At 69.0% G+C, this 18,919-nt stretch carries 21 protein-coding genes, 2 tRNA genes and 1 other RNA gene; 15 read left to right on the top strand and 9 right to left on the bottom strand.

Annotation, left to right across the window (positions count from 1 at the left end):
• Nucleotides 1-6 precede the first annotated feature (6 nt).
• Together rnhA and dnaQ are read left to right on the top strand one after the other, a co-directional pair.
• Nucleotides 7-465: a ribonuclease HI gene (gene rnhA, locus SLW56_RS03305; protein WP_295908087.1), complete on the top strand. Its 459-nt coding sequence runs from the start codon at nt 7-9 to the stop codon at nt 463-465.
• A 29-nt stretch (nt 466-494) separates the two neighbouring features.
• Complete coding sequence (gene dnaQ / locus SLW56_RS03300) at nt 495-1,232, top strand: DNA polymerase III subunit epsilon (protein WP_320694347.1); 738 nt, start codon at nt 495-497, stop codon at nt 1,230-1,232.
• 192 nt (nt 1,233-1,424) lie between these two features.
• Here dnaQ and SLW56_RS03295 read toward each other — a convergent pair whose 3' ends face one another.
• Nucleotides 1,425-2,129, bottom strand: a complete 705-nt coding sequence (locus SLW56_RS03295; protein ID WP_017907821.1) for a protein phosphatase 2C domain-containing protein — start codon at nt 2,127-2,129, stop codon at nt 1,425-1,427.
• 209 nt (nt 2,130-2,338) lie between these two features.
• On the opposite strand from SLW56_RS03295, the gene SLW56_RS03290 reads away from it, so the two are divergent.
• Together SLW56_RS03290 and SLW56_RS03285 are read left to right on the top strand one after the other, a co-directional pair.
• A tRNA-Ser gene (locus SLW56_RS03290) sits at nt 2,339-2,429 on the top strand.
• Nucleotides 2,430-2,712: 283 nt separating this feature from the next.
• Nucleotides 2,713-3,117, top strand: a complete 405-nt coding sequence (locus SLW56_RS03285; RefSeq protein ID WP_017907820.1) for a DUF6165 family protein — start codon at nt 2,713-2,715, stop codon at nt 3,115-3,117.
• Between the two features lie 47 nt (nt 3,118-3,164).
• Here the strand turns inward: SLW56_RS03285 and SLW56_RS03280 are convergent, their stop codons facing one another.
• Both SLW56_RS03280 and SLW56_RS03275 read right to left on the bottom strand, forming a co-directional pair.
• Entirely contained in the window at nt 3,165-3,419 is a 255-nt protein-coding gene (locus tag SLW56_RS03280; protein WP_043092951.1) for a DUF2798 domain-containing protein, read from the bottom strand.
• 199 nt (nt 3,420-3,618) lie between these two features.
• Nucleotides 3,619-4,668, bottom strand: coding sequence for a glycosyltransferase family 9 protein (locus SLW56_RS03275; protein ID WP_043092950.1), 1,050 nt, complete (start codon nt 4,666-4,668; stop codon nt 3,619-3,621).
• 20 nt (nt 4,669-4,688) lie between these two features.
• Here SLW56_RS03275 and SLW56_RS03270 point away from each other — a divergent pair, with 20 nt between their 5' ends.
• Genes SLW56_RS03270 through SLW56_RS03240 form a run of 7 tightly spaced genes read left to right on the top strand, consistent with a single transcriptional unit; the run spans nt 4,689 to nt 8,847 of the window.
• Nucleotides 4,689-5,438 carry a 3-deoxy-D-manno-octulosonic acid kinase gene (locus tag SLW56_RS03270; protein ID WP_295908095.1) on the top strand — a complete coding sequence of 250 codons (750 nt, stop codon included), beginning with the start codon at nt 4,689-4,691 and terminating at the stop codon, nt 5,436-5,438.
• Nucleotides 5,438-6,196 carry an MBL fold metallo-hydrolase gene (locus SLW56_RS03265; protein WP_295908098.1) on the top strand — a complete coding sequence of 253 codons (759 nt, stop codon included), beginning with the start codon at nt 5,438-5,440 and terminating at the stop codon, nt 6,194-6,196. Before SLW56_RS03270 ends, SLW56_RS03265 begins: the two co-directional genes overlap by 1 nt.
• Nucleotides 6,193-7,227 carry a GTP 3',8-cyclase MoaA gene (moaA, locus tag SLW56_RS03260; RefSeq protein ID WP_267093615.1) on the top strand — a complete coding sequence of 345 codons (1,035 nt, stop codon included), beginning with the start codon at nt 6,193-6,195 and terminating at the stop codon, nt 7,225-7,227. Before SLW56_RS03265 ends, moaA begins: the two co-directional genes overlap by 4 nt.
• A gap of 3 nt (nt 7,228-7,230) precedes the next feature.
• On the top strand, nt 7,231-7,605 hold the full coding sequence (locus SLW56_RS03255; protein ID WP_267093616.1) for a nuclear transport factor 2 family protein: 375 nt from the start codon (nt 7,231-7,233) through the stop codon (nt 7,603-7,605).
• Nucleotides 7,606-7,636: 31 nt separating this feature from the next.
• Entirely contained in the window at nt 7,637-8,155 is a 519-nt protein-coding gene (gene moaC, locus SLW56_RS03250) for a cyclic pyranopterin monophosphate synthase MoaC (RefSeq protein WP_295908110.1), read from the top strand.
• Nucleotides 8,152-8,397, top strand: a complete 246-nt coding sequence (locus SLW56_RS03245) for a MoaD/ThiS family protein (RefSeq protein ID WP_017908887.1) — start codon at nt 8,152-8,154, stop codon at nt 8,395-8,397. Before moaC ends, SLW56_RS03245 begins: the two co-directional genes overlap by 4 nt.
• Nucleotides 8,398-8,400: 3 nt before the next feature.
• A complete protein-coding gene (locus SLW56_RS03240) occupies nt 8,401-8,847 on the top strand; it encodes a molybdenum cofactor biosynthesis protein MoaE (protein ID WP_017908886.1) in 447 nt (148 codons plus the stop codon).
• 210 nt (nt 8,848-9,057) lie between these two features.
• Here SLW56_RS03240 and ffs read toward each other — a convergent pair.
• The 3 genes from ffs to SLW56_RS03225 all read right to left on the bottom strand — a co-directional run bounded on the left by ffs (nt 9,058) and on the right by SLW56_RS03225 (nt 11,728).
• Nucleotides 9,058-9,154: signal recognition particle sRNA small type (gene ffs / locus SLW56_RS03235), an RNA gene on the bottom strand.
• Nucleotides 9,155-9,543: 389 nt separating this feature from the next.
• A complete protein-coding gene (locus SLW56_RS03230; protein ID WP_320694346.1) occupies nt 9,544-10,947 on the bottom strand; it encodes a glycosyl hydrolase family 28-related protein in 1,404 nt (467 codons plus the stop codon).
• A 688-nt stretch (nt 10,948-11,635) separates the two neighbouring features.
• Nucleotides 11,636-11,728: transfer RNA gene (locus SLW56_RS03225), tRNA-Ser, on the bottom strand.
• 236 nt (nt 11,729-11,964) lie between these two features.
• On the opposite strand from SLW56_RS03225, the gene dnaX reads away from it, so the two are divergent.
• The 4 genes from dnaX to SLW56_RS03205 all read left to right on the top strand — a co-directional run bounded on the left by dnaX (nt 11,965) and on the right by SLW56_RS03205 (nt 15,420).
• Nucleotides 11,965-13,842: a DNA polymerase III subunit gamma/tau gene (dnaX, locus tag SLW56_RS03220; RefSeq protein ID WP_043095214.1), complete on the top strand. Its 1,878-nt coding sequence runs from the start codon at nt 11,965-11,967 to the stop codon at nt 13,840-13,842.
• Between the two features lie 6 nt (nt 13,843-13,848).
• A complete protein-coding gene (locus SLW56_RS03215; protein ID WP_017909282.1) occupies nt 13,849-14,169 on the top strand; it encodes a YbaB/EbfC family nucleoid-associated protein in 321 nt (106 codons plus the stop codon).
• Between the two features lie 213 nt (nt 14,170-14,382).
• Complete coding sequence (gene recR, locus SLW56_RS03210) at nt 14,383-14,997, top strand: recombination mediator RecR (protein WP_017909283.1); 615 nt, start codon at nt 14,383-14,385, stop codon at nt 14,995-14,997.
• Nucleotides 14,998-15,072: 75 nt separating this feature from the next.
• Nucleotides 15,073-15,420, top strand: a complete 348-nt coding sequence (locus SLW56_RS03205) for a histidine triad nucleotide-binding protein (RefSeq protein ID WP_267084668.1) — start codon at nt 15,073-15,075, stop codon at nt 15,418-15,420.
• A gap of 81 nt (nt 15,421-15,501) precedes the next feature.
• Here SLW56_RS03205 and SLW56_RS03200 read toward each other — a convergent pair whose 3' ends face one another.
• From SLW56_RS03200 to SLW56_RS03190, 3 genes are read right to left on the bottom strand one after another with little or no spacing between them, the layout of a single operon-like run.
• Nucleotides 15,502-16,020 carry a Slp family lipoprotein gene (locus SLW56_RS03200; protein WP_017914772.1) on the bottom strand — a complete coding sequence of 173 codons (519 nt, stop codon included), beginning with the start codon at nt 16,018-16,020 and terminating at the stop codon, nt 15,502-15,504.
• Nucleotides 16,017-17,966, bottom strand: a complete 1,950-nt coding sequence (locus SLW56_RS03195; RefSeq protein WP_320694345.1) for a DUF3488 and transglutaminase-like domain-containing protein — start codon at nt 17,964-17,966, stop codon at nt 16,017-16,019. Before SLW56_RS03195 ends, SLW56_RS03200 begins: the two co-directional genes overlap by 4 nt.
• Complete coding sequence (locus SLW56_RS03190) at nt 17,959-18,915, bottom strand: DUF58 domain-containing protein (protein ID WP_320694344.1); 957 nt, start codon at nt 18,913-18,915, stop codon at nt 17,959-17,961. The genes SLW56_RS03195 and SLW56_RS03190 overlap by 8 nt, the downstream gene beginning before the upstream one ends.
• Between the last annotated feature and the right edge of the window lie 4 nt (nt 18,916-18,919).

Genomic DNA, 18,919 nt, shown 5'->3' with positions numbered 1-18,919 from the left:
AGTTTCATGAAGACTGTCGACATCCATACCGATGGCGCCTGCCTCGGCAATCCCGGCCCCGGCGGCTGGGCCGCGCTGCTGCGCTACAAGGGACTGGAGCGCGAGGTGGCCGGCGCCGAGGCGCACACCACCAACAACCGCATGGAGCTGATGGCCGCGATCATGGCGCTGGAGACGCTCAACGAGCCGTGCCAGATCGTGCTGCACACCGACTCGCAGTACGTGCGCCAGGGCATCACCGAATGGATGCCGGGCTGGGTGCGCCGGCATTGGAAGACCGCCGGCGGCGATCCGGTCAAGAACCGCGATCTGTGGGAGCGGCTGCATGCGGCCGCGCAGCGGCATACGATCGACTGGCGCTGGGTCAAGGGCCACAACGGCGATCCGGACAACGAGCGGGTCGACCAGCTGGCGCGCAACCAGGCCCTGCACGTGCGCGCCGGCGGCGCCGCCGTCGCGACCTGATCTTGTCTTCCTTTTCCGCTGCGAGTCCCATGCGTCAGATCATCCTCGATACCGAAACCACCGGCCTGGAATGGAAGAAGGGCAACCGTGTCGTCGAAATCGGCGCGGTGGAACTGCTCGAACGCCGCCCCAGCGGGCGCAACTTCCATCGCTACCTGCGCCCGGACTGCGATTTCGAACCCGGCGCGCAGGAAGTCACCGGCCTGACCCTGGATTTCCTTGCCGACAAGCCGGAATTCCACGAGGTGGTCGACGAATTCCTGGAGTTCATCGACGGCGCCGAGCTGATCATCCACAACGCCTCGTTCGACCTGGGCTTTCTGGATTACGAACTGTCGCGGCTGGGCGAGTCCTACGGCCGCATCCTCGATCGCGCCACGGTGATCGACACCCTGCTGCTGGCGCGCGAGCGCTTCCCCGGCCAGCGCAATTCGCTGGACGCGCTGTGCAAGCGGCTGGGCGTGGACAACTCGCACCGGCAACTGCACGGCGCGCTGCTCGATGCGCAGATCCTCAGCGACGTGTACATCGCGCTGACCTCCGGCCAGGAGGAAATCGGCTTCGCCCTGGCCGAGGACGGCGCCGCGCATGCGGCGGCGCAGGGTCCGGCATTCGACATGACCAGGCTGCTGCCGCGGCCGCGGGTGTTGCCGACGGCCTCGGAACTGGAAGCGCACCAGGCGCGGCTGGAGAAGCTGCGCAAGAAGGCCGGCCGCGCGCTGTGGGACGACGCCGAACCGGTCGTGGTGGACGCGGTGGCCGGCTGAAGGGCACCTCGAATGACGGTGGGACGTCTGTTGTAGAGCGGCGTCAGCCGCGACGGGGCGTTCCCGGTAAAGCCCTGTCGCGGCTGCAACTGCTCCTGCAGGGCAGCCTGGCCGGCTTGAGCGTTGAGAATGCAGTATCCAGCGGTGCCCTGACGTGGCTTGCGCGGCCGGAGCCGCCGCGCCGCACCGAATTCAGTGGCAGCGCACCAGGATCGCGGTGATGTTGTCCGAGCCGCCTTCGTCGAGCGCGGCGGCGACCAGCATGTCCACGCACTCCTGCGCGCTGCAGTCGTCGTGGCCCAGCGCGTTGGCCAGGCCGGCATCGTCCACTTCCTCGGTGAGCCCGTCGCTGCACAGCAGCAGGCGCATGCCCGGGCGCAGCTCGCCGGTCATCGTCGCCACGTTCAGGTGCTGCGGATCGGTGACGCCCAGCGCCTGGGTGACCACGTTGCGGTGCGGATGCGCGCGGGCCTGTTCGGCGGTGAGCGCGCCCTGCGCGATCAGTTCCTGCACGTAGCTGTGGTCCTGGCTGAGCTGGGCCAGCTTGCCGTCGCGCCACAGATAGGCGCGGCTGTCGCCGACCCAGGCGACCTCGAAGCGGTTGCCCTGGACCCGCGCCGCCACCACCGTGGTGCCCATCGGCAGGGTGTCGTTGCGGCGCTGCGAGGCGCGGATGATCTCCTCGTCGGCGATGCGGATGGCCTGCGCCAGGGCGGTGCCGCCGCGCACTTCGCGCACGATGGCCTCGCGCGCCAGCGCGCTGGCGACCTCGCCGCAGGCGTGTCCGCCCATGCCGTCGGCCACCAGCCACAACCCTAGTTCGTGGTCGCCGTAGTAGGTGTCCTCGTTGAGGTCGCGGCGCAGGCCGACGTGGGTGAGATGTCCGAATTCGATCATTGCGCGCCTGCGGCCGGCCGGTGTTTTCTGGGGTCGATGGGCATCATCGCGGTCGCGCGCGGATCAGGCAATCGCCGCGCGCAGCACGCAGCAGGCGGGGTTCATCGCCCCGCGGCGCCGGGGCGCTGGCGGGGGCTCGGCGCCTGGCCGCTTGTCCGCGCGCGGCGGGGACCGTATGATGCACGCCCCCGGTCCGCCGGGGACCACCCGGGAAGGTGGCAGAGTGGTTGAATGTACCTGACTCGAAATCAGGCAGGCGTTTATAGCGCCTCGGGGGTTCGAATCCCCCCCTTCCCGCCAGTTTCATCGCGCGCTCACCCTCCAGCGGTCGCAGAGTGTGATCGGTGCAGGAGTGGGGGGGTGAGAAGCCCCGCGGGTTCGACCCATCGGCGACAGCCGATGCGCACGGCGCAGCCGCCCGCAGGGCGAGGTGCAGCATGCACCGAGTGCATCCCCCCTTCCCGCCAGTTTTGCATGAGGCCCCGTCAGGGGCCTTTTGCTTTTTGGCGCTCGCGACAGTGTGCCGACGCTGGCTTAAGGCGTCGCCGTTACACTCTTCCTTCTCCTGTTTTTGGTGTCTGCCATGTCCGAAATCCTGGTGCCCGTGTCCTTCGGCGAATTGCTCGACAAGATCGCCATCCTGCAGATCAAGTCCGAGCGCATCGAAGATCCGGGCAAGCTGGCCAATGTGCGTGCCGAACTGTCGGCACTGGAAAAGACCTGGATGGCGCATCCGGCGGCCGGCGGCGACGTGGCGCGCCTGCGCGCGGAACTGAAGGCGGTCAACGAGCGCCTGTGGGTGATCGAGGACGAGATCCGGATCAAGGAGAAGGCGCAGGCCTTCGACGAGGAGTTCATCAAGCTGGCGCGCAGCGTGTACTACGAAAACGACGAACGCGCGCGGCTCAAGAAGGAAATCAACCTGGCCCTGGGCTCCAGCTACGTGGAAGAGAAGTCCTACCAGGACTACCGCAACGCCTCGGCGTGAGGGCAGAGTTCCGGGAGGCGTTGCCGCCTCCCGGAACGCGCCGCACCTCAGTTGCGTGCGACCACCAGGCCGGTCAGGCGCCGCACCAGCGGCAGCACCAGCAGCAGGGTGGGGAAGGCCACCAGCCAGGACAGCGCCCAGGCGCCGAGCCAGAGCGTGCCGACGCCGGGCGCCAGCCCGACGCTGCGCAGGGTGCTGATCATCGAGACGATGCAGGTCATCAGCACCGACAGCAGCAGCGGGGTCACCCAGGCGGCATGGCGCGGGGACAGCTTGCGGGAAAACAGCGGGGAACGTGACATTGCGGACTCTCCGTAAGCCGGTCGATCGAAGGCGCCACCCGCCAACGGCCTGCCAGGCCTGGGCGGGAAACAGCCCCGGACGGATCCGGCGCAGTTGGCGCGTTGATTGACGTAAACGCTTACGGCGGCTCCTGCGGGCCGGGTCGGCGGCAGGACGCGCGGTGATGGTAGAGCGGCGCCGCGGGCGCCGCAACCGGGCTCAGTGGCCGTGGTCGGCGCGATAGCGCTCGAATGCGGCGATCGCATCGTCCACCGCGATGAGCTCCATCACGCCGTCGAATTCGATCTTGCTGCCCCACTTCAACTGCGCGGCCGGCTTGCCCAGGTACTTGCGCGCGGCGGCGTCGTACTTGTCCACGCAGTAGCGGATGTCCGAATACGGGCCGCTGCGGCGCGGGTTGCTGGCCGCGTGCAGGCCCAGCACCTTGGTGCCCATGGCGTTGGCGATGTGCATGGGGCCGGAGTCGGGTGTCATCACCAATGCGGCGCGCTGCAGCAGCGCCGGCAGTTGCTTGAGCGTGTCGCGGCCGACCAGGTCGAGCACCGGCGTGCGCGCCGCCGCGACGATGGCGTCGGCGGTGCTGCGCTCCAGGTCGCTGCGGCCGCCGCACAGCACCACCCGCCAGCCCTGCGCGGCGGCATGGTCGGCCACCGCGGCGTAGCGCTCGGCATACCAGTTGCGACGCTGATGGCTGGAGCAAGGTGAGATCAGCAGCGCCGGACGGCCGTCCTCGGGCCATTGCGCACGCGCCCAGGCATGGGCGTCCTCGGGCACTGGCAGGTCCCAGCGCACCTCGGTCTGGCGCAGCCCCAGCGGCTCGCAGAAGCTGCCGATCGCCTCCAGTACGTGGATGCCGGGGCGGTCGGGGATGCGTTCGTTGACGAACAGGCCGTGCAGGTCCTTGGAGCGGCTGCGGTCGTAGCCGATGCGGCGGCGCGCCGGCACGAACGCCGACAGCACGTTGGCGCGCAACGCCACCTGCATCTGCAGCAGCGCGTCGAAGCCTTGCGCCGGCAGGGCGCGGCGCAAGGCGCGCATGCCGGCCAGGCCGCTGCGCTTGTCGTACGGGTGGAAGACCACGCCCGGCAGGCCGTCGAGCAGCTTGTGCCCGGCCTTGTCGATGATCCAGTGCAGTGCCGGCGCCTGCGGCCAGGCGCGTTGCAGGGTCCGTACCAGCGGCACCACGTGGGTCACGTCCCCCAGCGCCGACAGGCGCAACAGGCACAGCGAAGGGAGCGTTGCCGGCATGGTGTTGTTAGACTCGCTGGATGGTTGCATTCGACGCCACCGAAGCACTGACGCCGTACCGCGAGGGCCGCGGCTACGGGGCCATTCTGTTCGACCGCGAACGGCTGCGGCAAGCCGAGCCGGCGCTGTTTTCCGCCGCCGCCTGGGGCGAACGCGCCCGCCCGGTGGATGCCGGCGGCCGCGGCGGCGCCTGGTTCGTCGATGCCCCGTTCGGCAGCTGCGTGCTGCGCCAGTACCGCCGCGGCGGGCTGGTCGCCAAGCTGGTCCGCGACCGCTACCTGTGGACCGGCGCCGAGCGCACCCGCAGCTTCGCCGAATTCCGGCTGATGCGCGCGCTGATCGCGCGCAAGCTGCCGGTGCCGCGGCCGCTGGCGGCCTGTTATCTGCGCCAGGGGCTGCGTTACCGCGCGGCGATCCTGATGGAGCGGCTGGAGGGCGTGCGCTCGCTGGCCGATCGTGCGCATCTGGCCGGCCGCGGCGCGCCGTGGGAGGAGGCGGGACGGCTGATCGCGCGCTTCCATCGCGCCGGTCTCGACCACGCCGACCTCAATGCGCAGAACATCCTGTTCGATGGCAACGGCCGCGGCTGGCTGATCGACTTCGACCGCGGCGTGCTGCGCATTCCCGCCACCCGCTGGCGCGAGCGCAACCTCAAGCGGCTGCGCCGTTCGCTGCTGAAGCTGCGCGGCGAGCGCAGCGTCGATGCCGTGGAGAAGGACTACGCGCGCCTGCGCCGCGCCTACGACCTGGCCTGGGAGCGCGGCTGCTGATGACGGACTGGGCGCTGCGCTTCCAGGGCGTGGGCAATGCCTCGGCGGTGGCGCTGGGCTCGCCGATGGCCACCATCGAGCGCGACGGCCGGCCGTGGCTGACCATCGACTGTGGCGGCGAGGGCCTGACCGCCTATCAGGCGCACTACGGCGAGATGCCGCAGGCGCTGTTCGTCACCCATGTGCATCTGGACCACGTCGCCGGCTTCGAGCGGCTGTTCGTGGACAGCTATTTTTCCGAGCGTCGCGGCAGGGTGCGCCTGTACGTGCCGGCCACGGTGCTGCCGCTGCTGCACCGCCGCGTGGCCGACTACCCGAACGTGCTGGCCGAGGGTGGCGCCAACTTCTGGGATGCGTTCCAGCTGATCGCGGTGGGCGATGCGTTCTGGCACGAGGGCGTGCGCCTGGAGGTGTTCCCGGTGCGCCACCACTGGCCGGAGACCGCCTACGGCCTGCGCCTGCAGGGCGCGCTGGTGTGGAGCGGGGACACCCGGCCGATCCCGGAAATGCTGAACCGGTATGCCGACGACGGCGAACTGGTGGCCCACGACTGCGGTCTTCACGGCAACCCGTCGCATACTGGCGTGGACGACCTGGAGCGGGAGTACCCCGCAGAGCTGCTGCAACGAACCATGCTCTACCACTACGCCAGCGCCGAGGATGCCGAGGCCCTGCGCGCCCGCGGCCACCGCGTGGCGCGGCCGGGCGAGCGCGTGGCGCTGGCCGCGCCGCGCGCGCCGCAGGTGCCGGCGGGATGAACGCGCTGCCGCGCCCGCCGCTCGCGTCGGCGACGCCGGCGGACCGGCGCGGGCGGCCGTTGCGCGACCTGCGCCTGTCGGTGATCGAGGCCTGCAATTTCCGCTGCGGCTACTGCATGCCGGCCGACAAGGTGCCGGATGATTACGGCTTCGACGCCGCATCGCGGCTGTCGTTCGCGCAGCTGGAGACGGTGGCCCGCGCCTTCGTCCGCAACGGCGTCAACAAGCTGCGCCTGACCGGCGGCGAACCGCTGCTGCGCCGCGATCTGCCCGAGCTGGTGCGGCGGCTGGCGCGCATCCCCGGCGTGGACGATCTGGCCATGACCACCAACGGCGCGCTGCTGGCGCGGCATGCGCAGGCCTTGCGCGAGGCCGGCCTGCGCCGGGTCACGGTCAGCCTGGATGCGATCGAGCCGACGGTGTTCCGGAAGTTGTCCGGTGACCGTGGCGAGATCGCGCAGGTGCTGGAGGGCATCGACGCGGCGGTCGCGGCCGGGCTGGGGCCGGTCAAGCTCAATTGCGTGGTCCAGCGCGGCATCAACGACGACCAGGTGCTGCCATTGTTGGCGCATTTCCGCGGCAGCGGCCATGTGCTGCGCTTCATCGAATACATGGACGTGGGCACCTGCAACGCCTGGCGCCGCGAGCGGGTGGTGCCGGCCGCCGAGTTGCGTGACCGCATCGCCGCACGTTGGCCGCTGCAGGCGCTGGCGCCGCACTACCCGGGCGAGGTCGCCGCGCGCTACGCCTTTGCCGATGGCGGCGGCGAGATCGGCTTCGTGACCTCGGTCAGTGCGCCGTTCTGCGGCGATTGCCACCGCGCCCGGGTCTCGGCCGACGGCCATCTCTACACCTGTCTGTTCGCGGGCGAGGGCACCGATTTGCGGCCGGCGCTGGCGGGGGGCGAGGAGGCGCTGGCCGAACGCGTGCGTGCGCTGTGGGAGCGTCGCGACGATCGCTACAGCGAACTGCGCGGCGCGGCGACCGCCACGCGCGGCAAGCACGTCGAAATGTTCCTGATCGGCGGTTGAGCGATGGACGCCGCCGTGCAACGCGCGCTGGTCGCGCTGGAACTGGAATTGCTGGAGCCGGCGGTGCGTGCCTCGGCGGCGCGCGTGGCCGAACTGCTCGACGACGCCTTCGTCGAGTTTGGCGCCTCCGGTCGCCGCTTCGACAAGCCGGCAGTGCTGCAGGCGTTGGCGGCGGAGTCGGGCGCATTTCGCTACTGTGCCTTCGACATCGATGTGCAGCTGCTGGAACCGGAGTTGGCGCACCTGCGCTATCGCAGCGAGCGCAGCGGCGGTGGCGAACCGCTGCGACAGGCGCTGCGCAGTTCGCTTTGGCGGTATCGCGACGGCCAATGGCGCATGCTGTTCCACCAAGGCACGCCGATCCCCGGCGGCGCTTGAAGATCGCGCCGTGGGAGCGGCAGCGCAATCCATGACCAAGAAGACCTCCGCCACGTCCGCGCGCGCCGCCGCGCCGGCGCTGACCCATCTGGACCCGCAGGGATTGCCGACCATGGTCGACGTCTCCGCCAAGGCCGCCACCGCGCGTGTGGCGGTGGCCGAGGCGCAGGTGCGCTTCCCCGCCCGCGTGGCCGCGCAGTTGCGCGCCGACGCGTTGCGCAGCGCCAAGGGCGGCATCGTCGACACCGCGGTGATCGCCGGCACGATGGCGGTCAAGCGCACCCACGAACTGATTCCGTTCTGCCATGGGTTGCCGATCGACGGCTGCCGCTTCGCCATCGACTGGCGCTCGCCGCAGGTGCTGGGCATCGAATGCACGGTGCGCACCGTGCACCGCACCGGCGTGGAGATGGAGGCGCTGACCGGCGCCAGCGTCGCCGCGCTGACCGTCTACGACATGTGCAAGGCGCTGACCCACGCGATGACCATCGGCCCGGTGCGGCTGGTCGGCAAGCGTGGCGGCAAGCGCGACGTCGGGAGCGTGGCATGAGCGTCCAGGTGAGCGTGCTGTACTTCGCCAGCCTGCGCGAGGCCGCGGGCCTGGAACGCGAACAGGTGCATACCGATGCGCCGAACCTGCGCGCGCTGTATGCCGAACTCGATGCCCGCCATGGCCTGCGCTGGCCGCTGGATCGCTTGCGGGTGGCGGTGGACAGCGCCTTCGTCGGCTGGGACGAGGCGGTGCGCGACGGCAGCGAAGTGGTGTTCATCCCGCCGGTCTCGGGAGGCTGAGCCATGTCCACCGAACCGCGTTTCCGGCTGGCCGACCGACCGCTCGACATCGCCACGCTGCGCGCCCCGCTGGCGCACGCCCAGGCAGGCGCCTATGCCAGCTTCGAAGGCTGGGTGCGCGACCACAACGACGGCCGCGCGGTCGACGGCCTGCACTACGAGGCCTACGCCGCACTGGCCGAGGCCGAAGGCCAACGCATCGTCGACGAGGCCCTGGCCCGCTTCGCCATCCTCGACCTGCGCTGCGTACACCGCGTCGGCGAACTGGCGATCGGCGACCTGGCGGTGTGGGTGGGCGTTGTCGCTGCGCACCGCGGCGCCGCGTTCGACGCCTGCCGCTACGTCATCGACGAGGTCAAGGCGCGCGTGCCGATCTGGAAGCGCGAACGCTATCGCGACGGCGATGCTGGCTGGCTGCATCCGGAGGCGCAGGCGCCGCAACGCGAATAGCAGCGCGCGCGATCAGGCGTTGATCGTGTCTTCGTACAGAAGGGTGGTAACCCCGCCGGCTGACCGCGCCAGGCATAGCCTGCCACCGTGCGGATTTCTATGCCGTCGCCACGGCAGGAACGAATGACGCGCCGGGATGGCGGTTGCTTTCTGCAGGCGCAGCCGCTGCTTGCGATCTAGGTTGATCGTTCGTCGTCGAGAAGGGTGGTAACCCCGCCGGCTGACCTCGGCGCCCGCGTCGATCGATACCGTTGCTGCCTTCCGGCCCTGGCGGGGTTTTCGACCTAGCGTCGCGAGGGGCCGACGGGGCCACCATAGAGACGAAACCGCGCCGTGGCGCGGTCTTCTCCTCATCGAAACGCGCTACTTGCGGCAGAGCGTTTCAGCGGGGAGGTGCATTCGGAGTTGCCGAAGAAGTAGGCACGCTGCCCAGTCCCTCAATTCCAGACGCGGCAGAGCGTTCTTTGTCCCGCACTGCCGCGCGCATTGTAGCTGGTTGGTCTAGCTCCAGGCTAGTCTGCGCTGCGGTTGACCGGCCGCGCAGTGGGATGGGGCGACGAGGGGCAGAACTCGCCTCCTACCCGGTTCTCCTACCCTGTTCGAACGCGGGTGTTCGATCAAAGAGGCAGGCGCCTGATTGGCGCCTGCCCTTCATTCCGCGGCCTACCTATGTACGATCTCGGATAGCTGGACCTTTCAGGCCGGGTAGCTCTGGTTCGTGCCGCCAACCAAGGTTCCACCTTCCAAGCCCAGTCCCAGGCTGCGCTCGTTGGATGCGGTGCCTAGCGAACTGTCTTGGAATGCAATGCCCCATCGACAGTAATTGGCGCTCGATGGGTTGTTGATCCCGCCACCCCATAGATTCCCATGAGAATGCACCATGGACGAAGCGGAGCCGACAAAGCACCCCGATTGGGTTGTCAAGTCTCGGTTCGTGCTGCCATCCGAATTATAAGCGGATACATGGTTGCCGAATATCGAAACGCCAACGGCATTGTCGATATAGATTGGGCATCCCCTGTAGTACTGGAGGATGTTGCTATTGATGGAGATTTGCCATCCGCCGGCAACGCCTTCGAATTGCTGTACCTTCACGAATCCAAGATCGAAGCCATAACCTACGCCTGTGTTATGGTGAATGTTGATGAAATTTGGAACGCTGGATGCGTTCAGCGCTCTGATGAGGATGCTGTAATTAAATGCGCCATCGAGCATGTTGTCATGAATTTCTCCATGGGCCACGATGGACTTGGATTCAATCAGGATGCTGTTTTCGGCTTGTCCGCCGATATAGTTATCCGAGATGGTGAAACGCTCCGCGCTCCTGATCCTGATGCCGAAGCGAATGCCGGCATTTAATACCTTGGATACCGTTACGCCATTCGTGGTGACGTCGGTGGGTTCGCTGGGTCCGTAGCCTCCGATCCTGCAGTGCGAAATGTTGATATTGTCGTTGCGGGTGGAATTGGAGGTGGTATCCATGTAGATGCCACACTCGGTATCCTGCAATCCTTCGCGGTTGGCATCCCATATCCCATTGAAGTTGCAGCGATCGATCCAGATGTTGTAGCTGTCGCGCATGTAGATGTTGTTGCGGTTTCCTTCGAACCAGCAGTCTGTTATGCGTACATTCTGGCCGCTGAGGATTTGCAGGTGCGATCCCGTGGTGTTCCTGTTGGTGACGCTGGTCGACGTGCCAGGGACATACGTATTGCCGTTGTTGAACGAGTAGTAATGCCAGAAAAATACTCCCGATACCGTGACATTGCCGGCGCTCGCGGAAGTGCTCCCGACTTGCAGGGTGTCGCCGTACGTGTTCGTCCTGAGGATCCTGCAGTTCTCTGGCGTCGATCCGATCAAGTGGAGACCCGGTCGCGCGACGAGGGTGGCGCTGACTTTATAAACGCCATCCGGGAGATATACCTTGTTGGATGCATCCAGAGCGCGTTGAAACGCGGCAGTGTCATCGGTGGTGCTGTCTCCAACTGCACCGAAGTCTCTTACGCTGACGAATTCGGTGAGCTTGTTCATGACGCTGCGCGTAACCGAGCCCGCACCTGCCTGATTGAACGTGATGTTGGATGCGTCGATGTCTGCCATGGGATTTTCCTTCGATGGGAGGACGGCTGAATGATTGAATGCCTATCAGCTTCTTTTTTGCGTTTTCTTTTTTGGGGAGGGTTGGTGAGGTGTTGCTTCTAGGCTCGGCTCGCCGCTTTGCAATTGCGTAAATGGCGGCTTGTCGCCTGTGGTGCATTGCTTGGTGGACTTGGAGTTTCCATCTTGGCACTCCCGTCTCTCACGGATTGAGACGGTGATGGCCGCCGTGCTGCGCGTTCGGACTGGGACCAAGCACCCTGGTCTAGAAGGAACTATCGAAGAGCAGAATCTGCCAGCGAATGTCTGCGCGGTGCGGGCGTCCGATACGCTTCTGCTTGATGCGGGGCAGGGCGGTGTCAGCCCGCGTTCGACCTCGCCGGCGGCCGGCGATTGGACGTGCGTCTAAAGCCCATGGGGAGCCGCATCAGTCGAGAGGAGGGGCAGATGCGGTGCGGCCGGTGTCCGACAGCCTGCGCGTATGCCAAGCCGTAATGCAAAAAAACCCCTGCATGCGCAGGGGTTTGTTTACTTCGGAGAGAGGGGGGATTCATTCGGCATCTTGGATGCCTTGAGCTGCGCGCGGCTTCGCCGTGTCGGTCACTAGGTCAGCTTTAGAATCCCGGGGCTTTCATCCCCTCCCAGACGCACGCAAAACGCGCGCGACTGAGCCATCTCAACACTTTCAATCTGGCGGAGAGAGGGGGATTCGAACCCCCGAAGCGCGGTTTAGACGCTTACACACTTTCCAGGCGTGCTCCTTCAACCACTCGGACACCTCTCCGGGTCTTGCGCGGGCCATGCGGTCCGGGCAAGGGCGGGAATTCTAGCCGTCATGGCCGCCGTTCACAAGGCGAATCGCGGCTGCCGCGTGGACCGGCGTCACCTTTGCCCTGTTCATCGTCGCAGGCAGCCCTGCGCCAAAGGTCGGCGCGCGCGTGATTGCGGATGACCGGGCGACTGAACGATCGCGATGGCCCGGCGTGGCACAATGGCGGTTCAGATGAAGACGGTCGCCTGATGTCCTATCTCGTTCTCGCCCGCAAGTGGCGCCCCAAGCGTTTCGCCGAGCTGGTGGGGCAGGAGCATGTGGTCCGCGCGCTCACCAACGCGCTGGACAGCGGCCGGGTGCACCACGCCTTTCTGTTCACCGGCACCCGCGGCGTCGGCAAGACCACCATCGCGCGCATCTTCGCCAAGTCGCTGAACTGCGAGCAGGGCACCAGCGCCGACCCGTGCGGTCAGTGCGCGGCCTGCCTGGACATCGACGCCGGCCGCTACATCGACCTGCTGGAGATCGACGCCGCGTCCAACACCGGCGTGGACGACGTGCGCGAGGTGATCGAGAACGCGCAGTACATGCCCTCGCGCGGCAAGTTCAAGGTCTACCTGATCGACGAAGTGCACATGCTCTCCAAGGCGGCGTTCAACGCGCTGCTGAAGACCCTGGAAGAGCCGCCGGAGCACGTGAAGTTCCTGCTCGCCACCACCGACCCGCAGAAGCTGCCGGTGACGGTGCTGTCGCGCTGCCTGCAGTTCAACCTCAAGCGTCTGGACGAGGAGCAGATCCAGGGGCAGATGACCAAGATCCTGGCCGCCGAGCAGATCGAGGTGGATGCCTCGGCGATCGTGCAACTGGCCAAGGCCGCCGACGGCAGCCTGCGCGACGGCCTGTCGCTGCTCGACCAGGCCATCGCCTATGCCGGCGGCGCGCTGCGCGACGACGTGGTGCGGACCATGCTGGGCACGGTCGATCGCACCCAGGTCGGGGCGATGCTGGACGCGCTGGCCGATGCCGACGGGCAGCGGCTGCTGCAGGTGGTGGCCGGCCTGGCCGAGTTCTCGCCCGACTGGGGCGGGGTGCTGGAGGCGCTGGCCGAGGCCTTGCACCGCATCCAGGTGCGGCAACTGGTGCCGGGCGCAGCCATGCCCGCGCTGGACGGACTGGACCCGGCGCCGCTGGCCGAGCGCCTGCGTCCGGAGATCGTGCAGCTGTGGTACCAGATGGCGCTGAACGGGCGCCGCGACCTGTACCTGGCGCCGAGCCCGCGGGCCGGCTTCGAGATGGCGCTGCTGCGCATGCTGGCGTTCCGGCCGATGGGCGCCACGGTGCTGCCGGCCGGCACGACGACCGGCGCGGCCACCCCCACCCAGGGGCACGGCAATGCGACGGCGGCCGCTGCCAGTGCGCCTGCGGCGGCGATGGCGGCACCTGTCGCGGTGGCGGCCGCTGCCCCGGCGGCGCCTGCCGTTGCCGCGCCAGCGCAGGTTCCCGCTGCGCCCGTGGCGGCTGCGCCCAGTGCGGCGGCGGCCCCGCTCGATCCGCCATGGGATCCGCCGGCACCGCCGGCGGCACGCCCAGCGCCGTCCGCGCCCGTCGCGACGCCGGCGCCAGCGGTCGTTCCGGCCGCGGCTACGGCTGCGGCCGCCGAGCCGGAAATGGCGATGGTGCCGCCGCTGGCGCCGCCGCGCACCCACGCCGCCGTGTCCGATACGCCGCGCGCGCTGCACAGCGCCGAGGACTGGCTGGAACTGGTCGCCGATTGCGGCCTGAGCGGCCCCTCGCGGCAACTCGCCGCCAACGCCGCCTTCGTCAGCCATGCCGAGGGCGTGCTGCGGCTGTCGCTGTCGCCGGGCTTCGAGTATCTGCAGTCCGAGCGCTCGCTCGGCGAACTGGCCGCGGCGCTGGCCGATGCGCTTGGGCAGCGGCCGAAGATCGTCATCGAAAGCGGCATCGCGGTCGATGCCGAAACCCTGCATGAGCGCTCGCACCGGCAACGCGGCGAGCGCCAGAACGCGGCCGAGACCGCGTTCATGAACGACCCGGCGGTGCAGGCGCTGATCCAGCAGCAAGGCGCGCGGGTCGTCCCCGATTCCATCCGTCCCTACGATGAGTGAACCACGATGCGCGGCAATATCGCCCAACTGATGCAACAGGCGCAGAAGATGCAGGAAAACCTGCAGCGCGCCCAGGAAGAACTGGCCAAGCTGGAAGTCACCGGCAGCGCCGGCGGCGGCATGGTCAACGTGACCCTGACCGGCGCCAAGGAGTGCCGCAAGGTGCGGATCGATCCGAGCATCCTGGCCGACCAGGAAATGGCCGAGGACCTGATCGCCGCCGCCTTCAACGACGCCTCCAACAAGATCGATGCCGAATCCAAGGCGCGCATGGGCGCGGCCACCGCCGGCATGCCGATCCCGCCGGGCATGAAGCTGCCGTTCTGAGGGGCCGGGATTCGGGATTCGGGAGTGGGGATTCGCGGTGTCTCGCGAGTGCGCTGCCTTTCCTGCTTCGGTGAATTCCTCTTGCAGGAGCGGCTTCAGCCGCGACCGGTCAGGTCACGCCGTCGCGGCTGAAGCCGCTCCTATGAAAACATCGCGTGACAGCGATGTTTCTTTTACGAATCCCCAATCCCCACTCCCGAATCCCCAACCACAATGAGCTCGCCGCTGCTCGAACAACTGATCGATGCGTTCCGCGTGTTGCCTGGCGTCGGCCAGAAGACTGCGCAGCGCATGGCGTATCACGTGCTCGAGCGCGAGCGCGAAGGCGGGCAGCGCCTGGCCGAGCGGTTGCACGAGGCGATCGAGCGCATCGGCCATTGCGCGCAGTGCCGCGATTTCAGCGAGACCGAGGTCTGCGCGATCTGCGCCAGTCCCGCGCGTGACCGCCAGCAGTTGTGCGCGGTGGAGTCGCCGGCCGACCGGCTGGCGATCGAGCACGCCACCGGCTACCGCGGGCTGTACTTCATTCTGCAGGGCCGGCTGTCGCCGCTGGACGGCATCGGCCCGCGCGAGCTGGGCCTGGACCGGCTGGCCGCGCGGTTGGCGCAGGGCGAGGTGGCCGAACTGATCATCGCCACCAACTCCACCGTCGAAGGCGAGGCCACCGCGCATTACCTGGCGCAACTGGCGCGCCAGCATGGCGTGCGGCCGAGCCGGTTGGCGCAGGGCCTGCCGCTCGGCGGCGAGCTGGAGTACGTGGATCGCGGCACGCTGTCGCACGCCTTCGGCAGCCGCAGCGAAGTGCCGCGCACCGGCACCGGCGAGTAACCGCCGCACGCGGCTGCGGTGCGACGCCGAATTGGGCTATAACGGCGGCCCCTTCTTTCGTTCCGGGCGCGCTCCATGGACACCATCTTCGGCAAGATCATCCGTCGCGAAATTCCGGCCAACATCGTCTACGAGGACGACGCCGTGCTCGGCTTCAAGGACATCGCGCCGCAGGCGCCGGTGCATGTGCTCTTCATCCCCAAGCAGGTGGAGATTCCGACCCTGGACGACTTGGCGCCGGAGCAGGCGACCCTGGTCGGCCGGCTGGTGCTGGCCGCGGCCAGCTACGCGCGCGAGCAGGGCCTGGCCCAGGACGGCTACCGGGTGGTGATCAACTGCCGCGAGCACGCCGGGCAGACCGTGTTCCATCTGCACCTGCATCTGCTCGCCGGTGCGCCGCTGGGGCGCTTCGGTACGCCCTGAGCAGCGGCTGGCGCGAACGTGCAGGCATAAAAAAACGCCGCTGGATCAGCGGCGTTTTTCGTTGCGGCAGAAACGCAGGGCTTACCACCAGCCCCAGCGCGGGCCCCACGGACCCCACGGGCCGCCCCAGGGGCCGTACGGATAGGCGGGCACCACTTCGACCTGGCGCACCACCGGCCACAGGTACACCACGTCCGCGTCCATCTTCGGCAGGCGGTAGTCGTACTCGCCGATGCGGGTGTTGTCGTAGCCGGACACGTGGCCGATGAAGGTCACTTCGCGGCCGGGCTCGAACACCGCCGGGTCGTAGAAGCCGGCGCGGCAGGCGATGAAACGGCCATCGCTGGCGTCGGCGGCATCGCTGTCCGGACGGCCGCTGGCATTGAGCGGACGCGACAGCATCTGGAAGCAGGTCTGGCCCTGGCCGGGCGTGGTCTTGATGATCTTGCCGCCCCAGCGCACCGGCGCGCCGGCCTGCTGGCCGGCGACCGAGTCGCGCGGGCTGACGGGCGCGAACTGGCCCTGCAGCGGCTTGGGGGCGGTGGCGCAGGCGCCGAGCGCCAGCGCAGCGATCACGGGGAACAGCAGGCGAATCTTCATCGGGATGCTCCAGTGGGCGGACGGTGCCTGCGCAGGTCGCGCAACAATGAAGCGCTGTCCGAATCAGCGTCAGCGTAGCGCGCATCGGCGAAACGCCGGCTGAGCGGAATCAGGCTCGCATCGCCGGTTTCCCGCTGTACGCGCGCCGCCCACGCCAGGGCCGGTTCGTGCGGGTCGCGGCCCAGCCCGCGCCGGGCGTAGCGCCGGCCCAGCGCCCGCCATGCCCGCAGCAGCGGATCGCGTTCGCGCTCGCCGCGCGCCAGCCACCAGGCCATCGCACCCAGCAGCACCGCGGCGAATCCGGCGAACAGCGCCACCAGTTGCCCGGGTTCCAGGCGGGCGATGCCGAACTGGCTGAGCAGGCGCTGCTGGCGGTTGGCGTCGAAGGACAGCACCAGGTCGTTCCAGCCGCGTCGTGCCCAGTCGGCGAGGTCGCGCCAGCGCCAGTCGGCGCCGCCGCCCTGCGCGCCGGCATCGCTGCCCAGACGGTCCTCCAGGGTGTCGTAGATGCGTTCCGGCGCCACCGCCGCGGTCGGGTCCACCCGCACCCAGCCGCGTTGCGGCAGCCACACCTCGGCCCAGGCGTGCGCGTCCATGCGCCGCACCACCCAGTAGTCGCCGAACGCATTGCGGGTGCCGCCGGCATAACCGGTGACCACACGTGCAGGAATGCCGGCGCCGCGCATCAGCACCACGAACGCCGAACTGAAGTGCTGGCAGAACCCGGCCTTCTGCTGGAACAGGAACTCGTCCACGCCGTCGCGGCCGGGCAGCGGCGTCTCCAGGGTGTAGGCGAAGTCGCGGCGGATCCATTGCAGGGCGCGGGCGACGATCGCCGCATCGTCGGCGCCGGCCTGCTGCCGCCACTGCCGGGCCAGCGCCAGGGTGCGCGGGTTGTAGCCGGGCGGCAACGCCAGCGCGCGCTGCCGTTGCGCCGGCGCGAGATCGGCCTCCACCCGTTGCGGCAGCGCCGACCGCAGCCGCCAGCGGGTCAGCGCGCTGAGCGGGCGCTCGGTCTGCAGCACGGCGTCGGCCGTCAGCCGGGTGCCGGGCGGTGCCTGCCGCGGCAGGTCCAGGGCGACCAGTTGCCGGCGGTCGGTCGGTTCCACCTCGAGCTGGTAGTCCCAGCCGCCGGGTGCGAGCTGGATCGTGGGTGCCGGCGCGAAGGCGTTCTCGCGCTGCGCACGCCAGGTGCGGCCGTCGAAATCCCACAGCACCGGGCCGCGCCAGTAGCGCTGCGCCGGCGCCGGCACCGGGCCGAAGAACTGCACACGCAATGCGGGGGTGTCGTCGGCCAGTAGGTCCAGCCACTGCCCCGGACTCATTGTGTCCGACAGGCCGGGTCGGCCCAGCGCACGTTCCGGCACGCCCCACAGCGGCGAACCCAGGCGCGGGAACAGCCAGAACGCGGCCAGCGCCAGCGGCAGGCCCAGCGCCAGCAGGCGGCCGACGCCGCGCAGTTGCCCACGCAACGGGCGCCGCGCGCTGTGGCCTTCCTGGTCGGCCAGGCGCTGCATGCACAGCAGGGCCGCGATCACCGCGGCCAGCCCCAGCGCCATCGTCACCGGCCCCTGGTCGAGCAGGAAGGCGGCGAACGGCGCGAACAGGGCGAAGCCGAGCAGGCTGCGCGCATCGCGCAGGCTCTTCAGTTCCGAGGGCTTGATCGCCAGCATCGCCGCCAGCAGTGCGCAGCCGGTGTCGCGGCCGAAGCGCAGGCCGACCTGCCAGTACAGCGCCGCGAGCATGACTGCGACCAGGACCAGTCGCAGCAGCGCCGGCAGCGGCCGCCACGCCGAACTGGCGCCGATCAGCAGGGCGGACAGCGCGATCAGCCAGGCTAGGGTGCCGGGTAATTGCAGCAGCAGCGGCAGCAAGGCCAGCAGCGCCGCGCCCAGCGCCCAGGCGCGGCTGGCGGCGTGCAGTGCGGGCGAGTGTGGCTCAGTCATGCGGCAGCAGCGCCAACGCGCGCAGGCACAGATGCCGGTGCTGCGGGCCGCGGCCCGGCCCCAGCGCCGGCTGCCCGGGCAACAGCAGGCGGTAGCGGCGGCCGTCGCGTTCGGCTTCCTCGACCCAGCGCGCCAGCCGCGCGATGCGGCGTTCGTGCGGCAAGGCCGGCAGCGTGCGCCAGTCCAGTACCACGTCCACGCCGATCGGGCGTTCGTACTCGCGCACCAGCAGGGTGTCGCGGCGCGCCGAGTGCTTCCAGGCGATCGCCCGCGGTGCGTCGCCGGCCCGATACGGGCGCAGCTGGTGCAATTCCTCGCCGAGCGCGTGCAGGCGGGTCTGGGTCGGGGTGCCGGCGCCGGCCGGCAGCGGCGGACCGTCTGCCTCCGGTTGCGGGTAGACCAGCAGCGGGGCGTCCGGCCAGAACCAGGCCCAGGCGCGCAGCAGGCCCAGCGGCTGGGTGGTGGAGACCTGGATGCGTTGCAGGTCGAGCCAGCCGCGGCGCTCGGTGGGCACCTCCAGGTCGGCCTCGTTGCGATCGTCGCGGTGCAGGTCGAGGTAGGTGTGCGCGACGCCGTGGCGCACGCGCAGGCCGCGCCGTCGGCGCCCGTCGGCCGTTGCCAGCGCCAACCGCAGGCGCAGCGGTTGCCCGGCGGCGACCGGCTCGGCCGACAGCGCCTCCAGCCGCAGCCCGGACAACTGCAGGTGCGCGACGATGGCGCTGGCCATTGTCGCCGCGCCGAGCAGCATCGCCAGCAGCAGCGCCGGGTTGTTGTTGTAGTTCAGCGCGCCGAGCAGCATCGCCGCCAGCAGCAGCGCCAGGAAGCCGCCGAACGGCGTGGGCAGGATGTAGATGCGGCGCCGGTCCAACTGCACCGGCAGCGCTTCCGGCGCGCGCGGCGCGGCCAACTGCGCCAGTCGCTGCCGCCAGTCGCGCCGCCCGCTCGGCATCGGC

The sequence above is a fragment of the Xanthomonas sp. LF07-6 genome, from assembly GCF_034105445.1.
Classification (GTDB): Bacteria; Pseudomonadota; Gammaproteobacteria; order Xanthomonadales; family Xanthomonadaceae; genus Xanthomonas_A; species Xanthomonas_A sontii.
Note: the sequence above shows the minus strand (reverse complement) of the source record. Positions and strands in the feature narration are given on the sequence as shown.

Coding starts and splice junctions, on each gene's coding strand:
- rnhA (WP_295908087.1), top strand. CDS start 7: ATGAAGACTGTCGACATCCATACCGATGGCGCCTGCCTCGGCAATCCC.
- dnaQ (WP_320694347.1), top strand. CDS start 495: ATGCGTCAGATCATCCTCGATACCGAAACCACCGGCCTGGAATGGAAG.
- SLW56_RS03295 (WP_017907821.1), bottom strand. CDS start 2,129: ATGATCGAATTCGGACATCTCACCCACGTCGGCCTGCGCCGCGACCTC.
- SLW56_RS03285 (WP_017907820.1), top strand. CDS start 2,713: ATGTCCGAAATCCTGGTGCCCGTGTCCTTCGGCGAATTGCTCGACAAG.
- SLW56_RS03280 (WP_043092951.1), bottom strand. CDS start 3,419: ATGTCACGTTCCCCGCTGTTTTCCCGCAAGCTGTCCCCGCGCCATGCC.
- SLW56_RS03275 (WP_043092950.1), bottom strand. CDS start 4,668: ATGCCGGCAACGCTCCCTTCGCTGTGCCTGTTGCGCCTGTCGGCGCTG.
- SLW56_RS03270 (WP_295908095.1), top strand. CDS start 4,689: ATGGTTGCATTCGACGCCACCGAAGCACTGACGCCGTACCGCGAGGGC.
- SLW56_RS03265 (WP_295908098.1), top strand. CDS start 5,438: ATGACGGACTGGGCGCTGCGCTTCCAGGGCGTGGGCAATGCCTCGGCG.
- moaA (WP_267093615.1), top strand. CDS start 6,193: ATGAACGCGCTGCCGCGCCCGCCGCTCGCGTCGGCGACGCCGGCGGAC.
- SLW56_RS03255 (WP_267093616.1), top strand. CDS start 7,231: ATGGACGCCGCCGTGCAACGCGCGCTGGTCGCGCTGGAACTGGAATTG.
- moaC (WP_295908110.1), top strand. CDS start 7,637: ATGACCAAGAAGACCTCCGCCACGTCCGCGCGCGCCGCCGCGCCGGCG.
- SLW56_RS03245 (WP_017908887.1), top strand. CDS start 8,152: ATGAGCGTCCAGGTGAGCGTGCTGTACTTCGCCAGCCTGCGCGAGGCC.
- SLW56_RS03240 (WP_017908886.1), top strand. CDS start 8,401: ATGTCCACCGAACCGCGTTTCCGGCTGGCCGACCGACCGCTCGACATC.
- SLW56_RS03230 (WP_320694346.1), bottom strand. CDS start 10,947: ATGGCAGACATCGACGCATCCAACATCACGTTCAATCAGGCAGGTGCG.
- dnaX (WP_043095214.1), top strand. CDS start 11,965: ATGTCCTATCTCGTTCTCGCCCGCAAGTGGCGCCCCAAGCGTTTCGCC.
- SLW56_RS03215 (WP_017909282.1), top strand. CDS start 13,849: ATGCGCGGCAATATCGCCCAACTGATGCAACAGGCGCAGAAGATGCAG.
- recR (WP_017909283.1), top strand. CDS start 14,383: ATGAGCTCGCCGCTGCTCGAACAACTGATCGATGCGTTCCGCGTGTTG.
- SLW56_RS03205 (WP_267084668.1), top strand. CDS start 15,073: ATGGACACCATCTTCGGCAAGATCATCCGTCGCGAAATTCCGGCCAAC.
- SLW56_RS03200 (WP_017914772.1), bottom strand. CDS start 16,020: ATGAAGATTCGCCTGCTGTTCCCCGTGATCGCTGCGCTGGCGCTCGGC.
- SLW56_RS03195 (WP_320694345.1), bottom strand. CDS start 17,966: ATGACTGAGCCACACTCGCCCGCACTGCACGCCGCCAGCCGCGCCTGG.
- SLW56_RS03190 (WP_320694344.1), bottom strand. CDS start 18,915: ATGCCGAGCGGGCGGCGCGACTGGCGGCAGCGACTGGCGCAGTTGGCC.